Origin of the sequence: Pseudomonas viridiflava, assembly GCF_900184295.1 — a bacterium.
In the GTDB taxonomy this organism is placed as follows: Bacteria; Pseudomonadota; Gammaproteobacteria; order Pseudomonadales; family Pseudomonadaceae; genus Aquipseudomonas; species Aquipseudomonas viridiflava.
This window is the reverse complement of record NZ_LT855380.1, coordinates 2,794,008-2,806,411: the sequence shown is the minus strand read 5'-3', so window position 1 is coordinate 2,806,411 and position 12,404 is coordinate 2,794,008. Positions and strand designations below refer to the sequence as shown.

The following is a 12,404-nucleotide window of genomic DNA, read 5'->3' as shown; positions in this document are numbered from 1 at the left end:
CAGCCCCGTATCTGCTGCGCGACATCGCCAGGTCGAAGGCTTGGTGGCGCCTCCAACGAAGCGTACCTGCCGCGGGCAGCGGCCTGTCAGAGGGTTCAGGAACGACCGCGCAACACATCCGCAGGCACGTACTTGCCCAGCTCAAACTTGCCGATTGCCGCCCGGTGGACCTCGTCAGGGCCATCGGCCAGGCGCAGGGTACGTTGCATGGCATACATGTAGGCCAGCGGGAAATCATTGGAAACGCCCGCGCCGCCATGCATCTGGATGGCCCGGTCGATCACCTTCAACGCAACGTTGGGCGCCACGACCTTGATCTGCGCGATCTCGCTCTTCGCCACCTTGTTGCCCACGGTATCCATCATGTACGCCGCCTTGAGTGTCAGCAGGCGAGCCATGTCGATTTCCATGCGTGAATCGGCGATCTTGTCGATATTGCCGCCGAGCCTCGCCAAAGGCTTGCCGAATGCGACGCGATCGATGGAGCGCTTGCACATCAATTCAAGTGCCCGTTCGGCCATGCCGATCGAGCGCATGCAGTGGTGGATACGGCCCGGCCCGAGACGCCCCTGAGCGATTTCGAAGCCGCGTCCTTCTCCCAACAGAACGTTTTCATAAGGTACGCGAACGTTTTCGAACAGCACCTCTGCGTGACCATGAGGCGCATCGTCGTAACCGAATACCGGCAGCGGCCGCACTATTTTCACGCCGGGCGTGTCGACCGGCACCAGAATCATGGAGTGCTGCTGATGACGCGGACCATCCGGGTTGCTCAGGCCCATGAAAATCAGGATTTTGCAGCGTGGATCACAGGCACCGGATGTCCACCATTTACGGCCGTTGATCATCCATTCATCGCCCTGACGTTCGGCCCGCGCAGCCATGTTGGTGGCATCGGATGAGGCAACGTCCGGCTCGGTCATGGCAAAGGCCGAACGAATCTCGCCACGCAACAGAGGCTCGAGCCAGCGGGTTTTCTGCTCTTCGCTGGCGTAACGAACCAGCACTTCCATATTGCCGGTGTCCGGTGCCGAGCAGTTGAAGGGTTCCGGCCCCAGCAGCGAACGGCCCATGATTTCCGCAAGCGGCGCGTATTCCAGATTGGTCAGCCCGGCACCCAGTTCCGATTCGGGCAGGAACAGGTTCCACAACCCTTCCGCCCTCGCCTGCGCCTTGAGCTGCTCCATGATCGCCGTCGGCTGCCAGCGGTCACCCTCTGCAACCTGCCGCTCGAATACCGGCTCGGCCGGATACACATAGGCATCCATGAACGCGGTCACACGCTCACGCAGTGCCTGCACCTTGGGGGAATACGCAAAATCCATGAGCAGCTACCTTTTTTCAGGGCGTCTTTTGATGAGAAGGATCCTAGAGAACGCTCAGACATTTATCTAATCTATTCTCGGCGTGTATAAACATTCATAACCGATATATGATCGAGCCACGTTGCGGCACAAGCGACGATCCACAAAAACAGGACGAGGCGCTCCACCAATGAACCTGAGCAAGGTTGATCTCAATCTATTCATTGTCTTCGACGCCATTTATACCGAAGCCAATCTGACCCGGGCCGGACAGATCGTCGGCATCACCCAACCCGCCGTCTCAAACGCGCTGGCACGCTTGCGCGAAACCTTCAACGATGCGCTGTTCGTGCGCACCGCCCAGGGCATGGTCCCAACCCCCATGGCGCAGAACATCATCGGTCCGGTGCGCAATGCCCTGTCTCTGCTGAGAGTGTCCGTGCAGGAAAGCCGGATATTCAATCCGCAGCAGGCCAGCAAGAACTATCGCATCAGCATGACCGACCTTACCGAAGCGGTGATTCTGCCGCTGCTGTTTCAACGTCTGCGGCGTCTGGCGCCAGCAGTGACCATCGAGAGCTTTCTGTCCAAGCGCCGCGAGACGACCAAGGAACTGGCGGCCGGGCGCCTGGATTTCGCAGTCGATGCGCCGCTCAACACCGATCCGCAGGTACGTCACGTCAAGCTGATGGAAGACCGATATGTCTGCGCCATGCGAAAAGGCCACCCTCTGGCCGGCAAGCCGGCGTTCGGACTGGATGACTACCTGGCCCAGGCACACATTCATATTTCGAGTCGGCGCAGTGGATTGGGGCATGTGGATCTGGCGCTGGGCAAGATGGGCATCCAGCGCAAGATCGCCCTGCGCTCCCAGCACTACCTGATGGCGACACAGGTCTTGCAGCAGACGGACATGGTCATGACCGTGCCGGAACGCTTCGCCCGGCGCAATGACCTGCACTTCGTGTACCTGCCGGTGAATGACGTGCCCTCGGTCGAAACGCACCTCTATTGGCACGAAAGCACGGATCAGGACCCGGCCAATCGCTGGATGCGCGAGCAGATCATCGAGCTGTGTCAGCGGGTTACCGCGCAAGAACAGAACCTCGATAAAGCTTCAGCTTAAACGCTCAAATATCTGATTAATTTAAATAAAATCCTTAACGTTAAAGTTGATTCGAGCTTGAAACAGACTGTTTTGTGGTGGCGACTCATCAACGCGCCTGCTTGACGTAAACGTCAAGCAGGCCGTAGGTTAAGCCCTACGTCTATCGTTGAGCCCACCATGAGCAGCCAGACCTACAGCATTTCAGAACTCGCTCGCGAGCTGGACATCACCACCCGCGCCATTCGTTTCTATGAAGAACAAGGCATGCTCTGCCCCGAGCGACGCGGCATGGAACGCATCTATTCGGCGCGCGACAAGGTCACGCTGAAACTGATTCTGCGCGGCAAGCGCATCGGCTTTTCGCTGGCCGAGTGCAAGGAACTGATCTCGCTCTACGACCCCAGCGGCGATAACCAGAAGCAACTGCACACCATGCTCGGCAAGATCGCCGAACGTCGTGATCAGCTCGAACAGCAGTTACTGGACATACAGCAGATGCAGCTTGAACTCGATACGGCGGAAGAGCGCTGCCGTGCGGCACTGGATCGAACCGCCACTCCAACCTTATGACTTCAGGTAGCCTAGCCATGCCTTTGCCCACGTCCCTGCCCCAGCATGTAAGCCTTGTAGAAGTGGGTCCGCGCGATGGCCTGCAGAACGAATCACGCCCCATCAGCATCGCAGACAAGGTCCGTCTGGTGGACGACCTGACCGCCGCAGGGCTGGGCCACATCGAGGTCGGCAGCTTTGTCTCGCCCAAATGGGTACCGCAAATGGCCGGGTCCGCGCACGTCTTTGAACAGATTCAGCGCCGTGAAGGCGTTATCTATTCGGCGCTGGCACCCAACTTCAGAGGATTCGAAGACGCCCTGGCGGCTGGCGTGCGGGAAGTGGCGGTGTTCGCCGCTGCCTCCGAAGCGTTCTCGCAGCGCAACCTCAACTGCTCGATCAGCGAGAGCCTGGAGCGTTTCGCACCCATCATGGAGGCGGCGCGTCTGCATGGGCTGCGCGTCCGGGGTTACGTATCCTGCGTGCTGGGCTGCCCTTATGAAGGTCGTATCGCCCCCGAGCAAGTGGCTGCCGTCGCCAATGAACTGCACGCCATGGGCTGCTACGAGATCTCGCTGGGCGACACCATCGGCACCGGCACGCCCGGCGCAACCCATGCCCTGTTCAATACCGTGGCCGGTCAGATTCCACGCGGTAAGCTGGCGGGACACTTTCACGACACCTACGGTCAGGCGCTGGTGAATATCTACGCCAGCCTTGAGGAAGGGATTCACGTGTTCGACAGCTCTGTGGCGGGCCTTGGTGGCTGCCCTTATGCCAAGGGCGCCAGCGGCAACGTCGCGACCGAAGACGTGCTGTACATGCTCGAAGGCATGGGCATCGAAACCGGAGTCGATCTCGATCAGGTGATTCAGGCCGGCCAGCGTATCTGCGACGTGCTTGAGCGCAGCAACGGTTCGCGCGTAGCCAGGGCGCGCCTGTCTGCATGAGCGTGTCACCGGTCGGTAACCAAGTGCGACAACTTGTCACAGAGTGTTACCCTCCGTCGCGTCCTGTCGAGGCAAACGGGTAACACGGAAACAATCGACAACCCATTTAAAGGTCACGTGATGCAGCGAGACACCCGAAGCCCCGTATTTAAAGGGTTTCGTAAAACTGGCACGGGTCCTGCTATATCTCTGGTACAACAAAAATAAAAAAACACGCAGCAACCCAATAAAAACAATACGTACCGGCTCTGACACAACAAGAACAACACGGACAGAGGCGTAGCTAACAGATTTTTTTGGAGTGGATAGCTTTTCAGAACTGCTTGCCTGCAAGCCGTTCGCAACCAGACAGAGAACAATAAAACTGCCTCAAGGCGGGTACCAGACTGGTTGGATCACTACGATGAAAGTGTCATCAGCGCTCAAAAAAATACGTTTGCTTTTGGTCCCGCCTAGGGATCGCTCAAAAAAGATGTGAAGGGCAAGGCTGCCAAAAACAACAACAGGCCTCCCGAAAACAAAAAAAGAGCATAAAGAAGAAACCTTGAAGGGGAGCCCAGGCTCCCCTTCGTGCTTTCCGGCATTCGACATTCCCCTCACCCCCGCTGACTACCTGTTGCGATCAACGCCGACATTGACAGTGCCACGACGCAGGTTTACGTTAACGTAAAGGTCATAGCCTATCCGCCAAGAATAAAACAGGAACGCTACCCATGAGTTACCCCAGCCTGAACTTCGCCCTGGGCGAAACCATCGACATGCTGCGCGACCAGTTGCGGTCCTTCGTCAGCGCAGAACTTTCCCCACGCGCAGCGCAGATCGACAAAGACAACCTGTTCCCGGCTGATATGTGGCGAAAGTTTGGCGACATGGGTCTGCTGGGTATCACGGTCAGTGAAGAATACGGCGGCGCCGGTCTCGGCTATCTGGCTCATGTCGTGGCGATGGAAGAAATCAGTCGCGGCTCGGCCTCGGTAGCGCTTTCCTATGGTGCGCACTCGAACCTGTGTGTGAACCAGATCAATCGCAACGGCAACCCCGAGCAGAAAGCTCGTTATCTGCCGAAGCTGATCAGCGGCGAGCACGTTGGTGCACTGGCCATGAGCGAGCCCAATGCCGGTTCGGACGTGGTGTCGATGAAGCTGCGCGCCGACAAACGCGGCGATCGCTATGTGCTCAATGGCAGCAAGACCTGGATCACCAACGGCCCGGATGCCAACACTTACGTGATCTACGCCAAGACCGACCTGGAAAAGGCGGCCCACGGTATCAGCGCGTTCATCGTCGAGCGCGACTGGAAAGGCTTCTCCCGCAGCAACAAGTTCGACAAGCTCGGCATGCGTGGTTCCAACACCTGCGAGCTGTTCTTCGATGACGTCGAGGTGCCTGAAGAAAACCTGCTCGGCACGCTCGACGGCGGCGTCCGGGTGCTGATGAGCGGCCTGGATTACGAGCGCGTCGTGCTCTCTGGCGGCCCGACGGGAATCATGCAGGCCTGCATGGATGTGGTGGTGCCTTACATCCATGACCGCAAGCAGTTTGGCCAGAGCATCGGCGAGTTCCAGCTGATCCAGGGCAAGGTCGCCGACATGTACACCCAGCTCAACGCCAGCCGTGCCTACCTGTACGCCGTGGCGCAGGCCTGTGATCGTGGCGAAACCACCCGCAAGGACGCTGCAGGCGTGATCCTCTACAGCGCCGAACGCGCCACCCAGATGGCACTCGACACCATTCAGATCCTCGGCGGAAACGGCTATATCAACGAGTTTCCCGCAGGCCGTCTGCTACGCGACGCCAAACTCTATGAAATCGGCGCGGGCACCAGCGAAATTCGCCGCATGCTGATCGGCCGCGAACTGTTCAACGAAACCCGTTGATTCCGGAGTCCTTATGGCCATTCTGCATACCCGCATCAATCTCCGGGACCCGCAATTCGCGCTCAATCGCGCAGCGCTGCTGGAACAGGTTCATGAATTGCGTGCCTTGCTGAGCAAGGTTCAGCAAGGCGGCGGTCCCAAGGCGCAGGAGCGCCACACGTCGCGCGGCAAGCTATTGCCCCGTGACCGCATCAATCAGTTGCTGGACCTTGGTTCGCCGTTTCTGGAAATCGGCCAGTTGGCCGCCTACGAGGTTTACGGCGAAGACGTCCCGGCAGCGGGCGTGATCGCCGGAATCGGCAGGGTCGAGGGTGTCGAGTGCATGATCGTCGCCAACGACGCCACCGTCAAAGGCGGCTCGTACTATCCACTGACGGTCAAAAAGCACCTGCGTGCCCAGGCCATCGCCCAGCAGAACCGTCTGCCCTGCATCTATCTGGTGGATTCCGGCGGGGCCAATCTGCCGCGTCAGGACGAAGTGTTTCCGGACCGTGAACACTTTGGCCGCATCTTCTTCAATCAGGCCAATATGAGCGCTCAGGGCATTGCCCAGATCGCCGTGGTCATGGGTTCCTGCACCGCTGGCGGCGCTTACGTGCCTGCGATGGCCGACGAGGCGATCATGGTCCGTGAGCAGGCAACGATCTTTCTCGCCGGTCCGCCGCTGGTGAAGGCCGCCACTGGCGAAGTGGTCAGCGCCGAAGACCTGGGAGGTGCCGACGTGCATTGCCGGACCTCGGGCGTCGCAGACCATTACGCTGACAGCGATGAACACGCATTGGCATTGGCGCGGCGCTGCATCGCGAACCTGAACTGGCGCAAGCAGGGACAGCTGAATGTACAGACGCCCATTGACCCGCTGTACGCCAGCGACGAGCTGTACGGCATCATCCCGACCGATACCAAGCAACCGTTCGATGTGCGTGAAGTCATCGCCCGGCTGGTGGATGGGTCGGTGTTCGATGAGTTCAAGGCGCTGTTCGGCACCACACTGGTGTGCGGCTTCGCCCATTTGAAAGGCTATCCGGTCGCGATCCTGGCCAACAACGGCATTTTGTTCGCCGAGGCCGCGCAGAAAGGCGCGCATTTCATCGAACTGGCCTGCCAGCGCGGTATTCCCCTGCTCTTCCTGCAGAACATCACAGGCTTCATGGTCGGTCAGAAATACGAAGCAGGCGGCATCGCCAAGCATGGCGCCAAGCTGGTAACGGCTGTTGCTTGTGCGCGGGTGCCGAAATTCACCGTGATCATCGGCGGCAGTTTCGGCGCGGGCAATTACGGCATGTGTGGCCGCGCTTACGATCCGCGTTTTCTGTGGATGTGGCCCAACGCAAGAATCGGCGTGATGGGCGGCGAGCAGGCTGCTGGCGTGCTGGTGCAGGTCAAGTGCGAACAGGCCGAACGCAGCGGCCAGGCGTTCAGTGCACAACAGCAGGCCGAGCTGAAACAGCCGATCCTCGATCAATACGAGCATCAGGGCCACCCGTACTATTCCAGCGCCCGCCTGTGGGACGACGGCGTGATTGACCCGGCGCAGACCCGGGACATTCTTGCGCTTGCCCTCTCCGCTTCGCTCAACGCCCCTATCGAACCCACCACGTTCGGCCTGTTCCGAATGTAAGCCGGGAAATGACCATGACTGCCTTCGCGACAATAGAACTGATTGACGACCCACGCGGCTTCGCCACGCTGTGGCTGAACCGGCCGGACAAGAACAACGCCTTCAACGCGCAGATGATCCGCGAACTGATCCTGGCGCTGGACGAGGTCCAGAGCCAACCGGCCTTGCGTTTTCTGCTGGTGCGCGGTCGCGGCAAGCATTTCAGCGCTGGTGCCGATCTGGCCTGGATGCAACAGGCCGCAGAACTGGACTACAACACCAACCTGGACGACGCTCGGGAACTGGCCGAGCTGATGTACAACCTCGCCAAGCTGAAGATTCCTACGCTGGCCGTGGTGCAAGGTGCAGCCTTCGGCGGCGCACTGGGCCTGATCAGTTGCTGCGACATGGCAATCGCCGCTGACGATGCGCAGTTCTGCCTGTCCGAAGTGCGCATCGGCCTGGCGCCTGCGGTCATCAGCCCGTTCGTGGTTCAAGCCATCGGTGAACGCGCCGCACGGCGTTATGCGCTGACAGCGGAGCGCTTCAGTGCCGAGCGCGCGCAACAGATCGGCTTGATCGCCGAACACTACCCGCTGGCGACGCTGGACGAGCAGACCGCCCTTTGGGTCGATAACCTGCTGCTGAACAGCCCGCAAGCCATGCGCGCCAGCAAGGATCTGCTTCGCGAGGTCGGCAGCGGCGAGTTGACCCCAGCCCTGCGTCGTTACTGCGAAAGCGCCATCGCGCGCATCCGCACCAGTGCCGAAGGACAGGAAGGTCTGCGCGCCTTCCTGAACAAGCGCTCGCCCGGCTGGCAGGCGCAAGCCGATGACAGCGCCTCGTATGAAAAGGACTCGCAGTCATGAGCCATATTGAACTGAACACGCTGCTGGTTGCCAACAGAGGCGAAATTGCCTGCCGCATCATGCGCACGGCAAAGAAAATGGGCCTGACCACCGTTGCCGTACACAGCGCAACTGATCGGGACGCACGTCACAGTCGCGAAGCCGACATCTGCGTCGATCTGGGCGGCAGCAAGGCCTCGGAAAGCTACCTGATGATCGACAAGCTCATCGCCGCCGCCAAGGCCAGCGGAGCCCAGGCCATTCACCCCGGCTACGGTTTCCTCTCGGAGAACGCCGACTTTGCCCGTTCCATCGAAAACGCCGGGCTGATCTTTCTCGGCCCGCCCGCCTCGGCCATCAACGCCATGGGCAGCAAGTCGGCGGCCAAGTCCCTGATGGAAGACGCAGGCGTGCCACTGGTGCCGGGCTATCACGGTGCTGCACAGGACATCGAGACCTTTCGCGCCGCGGCAGAGCGTATCGGTTACCCGGTCCTGCTCAAAGCCACAGCCGGTGGTGGCGGCAAGGGCATGAAGGTGGTCGAGCAGGACAGCGAACTGGCCGAAGCCCTGGCCTCTGCCCAGCGTGAAGCTTTGTCCTCTTTTGGCGACTCGCGCATGCTGGTCGAAAAATATGTGCTTCAGCCACGGCATGTGGAGATTCAGGTATTTGCCGATCAACACGGCCATTGCCTGTACCTGAACGAGCGCGACTGTTCGATTCAGCGTCGTCACCAGAAAGTCGTCGAGGAAGCGCCCGCCCCCGGCCTTTCGCCCGAGCTGCGGCGGGCCATGGGTGAAGCGGCGGTCAAGGCGGCACAAGCCATCGGTTATGTGGGTGCGGGCACAGTGGAGTTTCTGCTGGATGCACGCGGCGAGTTCTTCTTCATGGAGATGAATACCCGCCTGCAGGTCGAACACCCGGTCACCGAATACATCACCGGCCTCGATCTGGTGGAATGGCAGATCCGCGTGGCACGCGGTGAACCGCTGCCCATCAGCCAGGCGCAGGTTCCGCTGATCGGCCACGCCATCGAGGTACGGCTGTACGCCGAAGACCCGGCCAATGATTTTCTGCCCGCGACCGGAAAGCTCGAGCTGTATCGAGAATCGACACCCGGCTTCGGACGCCGCGTAGACAGCGGTGTCTGCGAAGGCGACGGCATCTCGCCGTTCTACGACCCAATGCTCGGCAAGCTGATTGCCTGGGGTGAAAACCGTGAGGAAGCGCGCCTGCGCCTGCTCGGCATGCTCGATGAGTTTGCAGTCGGTGGCGTGCGGACCAACCTGACGTTCCTGCGCCGGATCATCGCGCACCCGGCCTTCGCCGCTGCCGAGCTGGATACCGGGTTCATCCCCCGCTATCAGGCTCAGTTGCTGCCCGAACAACGGCCATTGTCCGAGGATTTTTGGCAGGCCGCTGCTGAAGCCTTCAGGCAGAGCGAACCCGGACGCCTCCGCGAAGACGACCCCGCCTCGCCATGGAGCGCCAGGTCTGGTTTTCGCGCAGGTATGCCGGCTGAAATCGACCTGCATCTGGAGTGCAATGGCGACCGCAAAAGGCTTCGGCTGCGTAACGACAGCGAATCACGGTATCGGTTGAACTCAGAGACGCTGAGTGTCGAAACGGGCGGTGTCAGGCTTCAGCATCTGGCCATTCGTCGAGGTACCAGCCTGTACCTGAAATGGCACGGCGAGCCCTTCACGGTCACCCAGCCAGACCCGATCGCCCAGGCCGGACTGATCGGTAACCTGCACGGCGGTCTGACAGCTCCCATGAACGGCAGCATTGTTCGAGTGCTCATGGAGCCCGGGCAGTCTGTCGAAGCCGGAACGCTGCTGGTGGTGCTGGAGGCCATGAAAATGGAACACAGCATCCGCGCAGCTACAGCGGGCGTGGTCACGGCGCTGCACTGCCGCGAGGGCGACATGGTCAATGAAGGGGCTGTGCTGGTCACCCTCGATGAATCGCCATCCGTTCAGCAACCTGCCTGAAAGCCAGGAAAGCCACCAAAGCACAGCAGCGTGCGGCCAGAGCTCATGGCGCACGCTGCTGATAACAGACCGGAATGAAGGCTTATCGGCCCATCATGCTGACGGCTTGCCGGGTCGCATCCGTGGTTCGGGTCGCGAGCTTGCGCACTTCGTCAGCGACTACTGCAAACCCGCGCCCTGCTTCACCGGCCCGCGCCGCTTCGATGGCAGCGTTCAACGCCAGCAGATTGGTCTGGCTCGCAATGCTCTCGATGGTGCTGACGATCTGGGAAAGCTGCGCCAGGTTTTCCTCCAGATTGCGCTGATGCTGGGATTCCGCCTCACGAAGCGCCTCCTGCTCATGCAGAACATGCACATCAACCAAAGCACCTACCACGCGAAGTGGCGCGCCAGTCGCATCGCGCTTGGTCTGCCCACGAGCCCTGAACCAGCGATACTCTCCGCTCTTCATCTTCAATCGGTACTCGATGTCGAACGGCGTCTTGCCGCTGCGATCGTTCAGGTGAGCACCAAAAGAATTGAGGCTGCGCTCCTTGTCCTCGGGATGCAGCCTGGACGCCCAGCTGTCCAGCACATCGGGAAACTCTTCGACAGTCTCGAAGCCTAGAAGCCTTCTGAACTGAGGTGACCACCAGAAGGGGTTTCGAGGATTGACCGGATCACCAGCGATAACCTCCATGTCCCACAGGCCATCAGAGAGCATTTCACGCGCCAGTTCGAAGCGGGTGATGATGACGTCATGAGCGCGGTCGCGTTCGAGCTCGTCCTGAATGTCTCGCAGTGAACCTGCCACACGCAGCGGGACCCCATGGGCGTCGCGCAGTGTTTCGCCTTGCGCATAAAACCAGCGGTAGGTGCCATTCTTCATGGCGAGGCGATTTTTGACCTTGTAGGGCGTACGGCCGGTCTTGTCGTTAAGGTGCCGTGCGAACGCATCCAGCGTGGCTTGCTTGTCTTCCGGATGAAGTCGGTCCGCCCAGCTCGCCAGCACATTGGGGAAGTCGCGTTCGTCGTTGAATCCCAATAAGGTGCGCAACTGCTGAGACCACCAGAACCGATTCTTCGGATTCACAGGATCGCCCGCCACGACCTCCATGTCCCAAAGCCCCTCACTGGAAGCGAGATTCACCAGATCGAATCGGGTTTCATACGCAGTAGCGCTCGACGCAGCCTCCCCCAGCATAAGCCGAGCCTGCTCGAGTTCAATCTCCAGCGAACGAATGCGATCCTGCGCCTGCAGGTTGGTTGTTTCGATGTGGTTCCAGGCTTCAGTCACGCCTGCGGCTTCGGCGCAACCTGCGACATTTGGCTTGCCGCCACTCACGATGGCCGAAACCAGCTGCTTGAGCGCAGCACGATCGCGGCGCCAGAAAGGAAAAAAGGACATTGATTGCTCACTCTTCAGACGTTGACAGCCACCTCCTTTGGCCCAGTGCCACTAGATCGTCATGGAAAACGAAAACTGAAGGGATGAGCGTACAACTTCATACAAAATCTTGAGGGAGATGCACTCGCCAGAAACGAAAACGCCCTGAACAGGTCAGGGCGTTTTCCGGGAAAGGAACAGCTTAGTAGTAAGCGTTTTCTTTCTGGGTATGGTCGGTCACATCCCGTACACCCGACAGCTCTGGAATACGCTCCAGCAGGGTACGTTCGATGCCTTCCTTCAGGGTGACATCGGCCTGACCGCAGCCCTGGCAACCGCCGCCGAACTGCAGAACAGCGATGTTCTGGGTGTCTTCCTCGACCACGTCGATCAACGTAACCTGACCGCCGTGGCTGGCGAGCCCCGGATTGATTTCGGTTTGCAGGTAGTAGTTGATCCGCTCGTTGATCGGACTGTCGGCGTTGACCATCGGCACCTTGGCGTTAGGTGCCTTGATGGTCAGTTGGCCGCCCATACGGTCGGTGGCGTAATCGACGACAGCGTCGTCCAGAAAGGCTTCGCTGAAACCGTCGATCCAGGCCGTGAAGCTCTTGAGGCCAATCGCCTTGTCTTCCGGCTTTTCTTCGCCCGGCTTGCAATAGGCGATGCAGGTTTCGGCGTACTGAGTGCCAGGTTGGGTAATAAACACGCGGATGCCGATGCCCGGGGTGTTCTGCTTTTCCAGCAGATCGGCCAGATAATCGTGGGCGGCATCGGTAATAGTGATAGCGGTCATGAAAATTCCTCG

The 12,404-nt window shown here is 59.8% G+C and carries 9 protein-coding genes and 3 pseudogenes; 7 read left to right on the top strand and 5 right to left on the bottom strand.

Annotation, left to right across the window (positions count from 1 at the left end; translation table 11 throughout):
* Positions 1–95 precede the first annotated feature (95 nt).
* Positions 96–1,325: an acyl-CoA dehydrogenase gene (locus tag CFBP1590_RS12865; RefSeq protein ID WP_088235172.1), complete on the bottom strand. Its 1,230-nt coding sequence runs from the start codon at positions 1,323–1,325 to the stop codon at positions 96–98.
* Between the two features lie 169 nt (positions 1,326–1,494).
* Between CFBP1590_RS12865 and CFBP1590_RS12860 the strand changes: the two genes are divergently transcribed.
* The 3 genes from CFBP1590_RS12860 (at position 1,495) to CFBP1590_RS12850 (ending at position 3,911) form a co-directional block, all read left to right on the top strand.
* Complete coding sequence (locus CFBP1590_RS12860; protein WP_043306085.1) at positions 1,495–2,430, top strand: LysR family transcriptional regulator; 936 nt, start codon at positions 1,495–1,497, stop codon at positions 2,428–2,430.
* Between the two features lie 159 nt (positions 2,431–2,589).
* Complete coding sequence (locus CFBP1590_RS12855; RefSeq protein ID WP_025995485.1) at positions 2,590–2,982, top strand: MerR family transcriptional regulator; 393 nt, start codon at positions 2,590–2,592, stop codon at positions 2,980–2,982.
* Between the two features lie 17 nt (positions 2,983–2,999).
* Positions 3,000–3,911 carry a hydroxymethylglutaryl-CoA lyase gene (locus tag CFBP1590_RS12850; protein ID WP_032663713.1) on the top strand — a complete coding sequence of 304 codons (912 nt, stop codon included), beginning with the start codon at positions 3,000–3,002 and terminating at the stop codon, positions 3,909–3,911.
* Between the two features lie 283 nt (positions 3,912–4,194).
* Here CFBP1590_RS12850 and CFBP1590_RS28085 read toward each other — a convergent pair.
* Positions 4,195–4,502 (bottom strand): annotated as a pseudogene (locus CFBP1590_RS28085) (hypothetical protein).
* A 122-nt stretch (positions 4,503–4,624) separates the two neighbouring features.
* Here CFBP1590_RS28085 and CFBP1590_RS12840 point away from each other — a divergent pair.
* The 4 genes from CFBP1590_RS12840 to CFBP1590_RS12825 are packed head-to-tail and all read left to right on the top strand — an operon-like array spanning position 4,625 to position 10,230.
* Entirely contained in the window at positions 4,625–5,788 is a 1,164-nt protein-coding gene (locus CFBP1590_RS12840; protein ID WP_004884441.1) for an isovaleryl-CoA dehydrogenase, read from the top strand.
* 13 nt (positions 5,789–5,801) lie between these two features.
* Complete coding sequence (locus CFBP1590_RS12835) at positions 5,802–7,409, top strand: carboxyl transferase domain-containing protein (protein WP_043306084.1); 1,608 nt, start codon at positions 5,802–5,804, stop codon at positions 7,407–7,409.
* Between the two features lie 8 nt (positions 7,410–7,417).
* The gene (locus CFBP1590_RS12830; protein WP_029241819.1) at positions 7,418–8,257 is read left to right on the top strand and encodes a gamma-carboxygeranoyl-CoA hydratase; all 840 of its coding nucleotides are present in this window, start codon (positions 7,418–7,420) and stop codon (positions 8,255–8,257) included.
* Positions 8,254–10,230: an acetyl-CoA carboxylase biotin carboxylase subunit gene (locus CFBP1590_RS12825; protein ID WP_088235171.1), complete on the top strand. Its 1,977-nt coding sequence runs from the start codon at positions 8,254–8,256 to the stop codon at positions 10,228–10,230. Before CFBP1590_RS12830 ends, CFBP1590_RS12825 begins: the two co-directional genes overlap by 4 nt.
* Positions 10,231–10,342: 112 nt before the next feature.
* Here the strand turns inward: CFBP1590_RS12825 and CFBP1590_RS28490 are convergent.
* The 3 genes and pseudogenes from CFBP1590_RS28490 to nfuA all read right to left on the bottom strand — a co-directional run.
* Positions 10,343–10,531 (bottom strand): annotated as a pseudogene (locus CFBP1590_RS28490) (methyl-accepting chemotaxis protein); the annotation flags it as partial.
* Positions 10,532–10,606: 75 nt separating this feature from the next.
* A pseudogene (locus CFBP1590_RS28485) lies at positions 10,607–11,326 on the bottom strand (PAS domain-containing protein); the annotation flags it as partial.
* A 472-nt stretch (positions 11,327–11,798) separates the two neighbouring features.
* The gene (gene nfuA / locus CFBP1590_RS12815; protein ID WP_004884435.1) at positions 11,799–12,392 is read right to left on the bottom strand and encodes a Fe-S biogenesis protein NfuA; all 594 of its coding nucleotides are present in this window, start codon (positions 12,390–12,392) and stop codon (positions 11,799–11,801) included.
* Positions 12,393–12,404 lie beyond the last annotated feature (12 nt).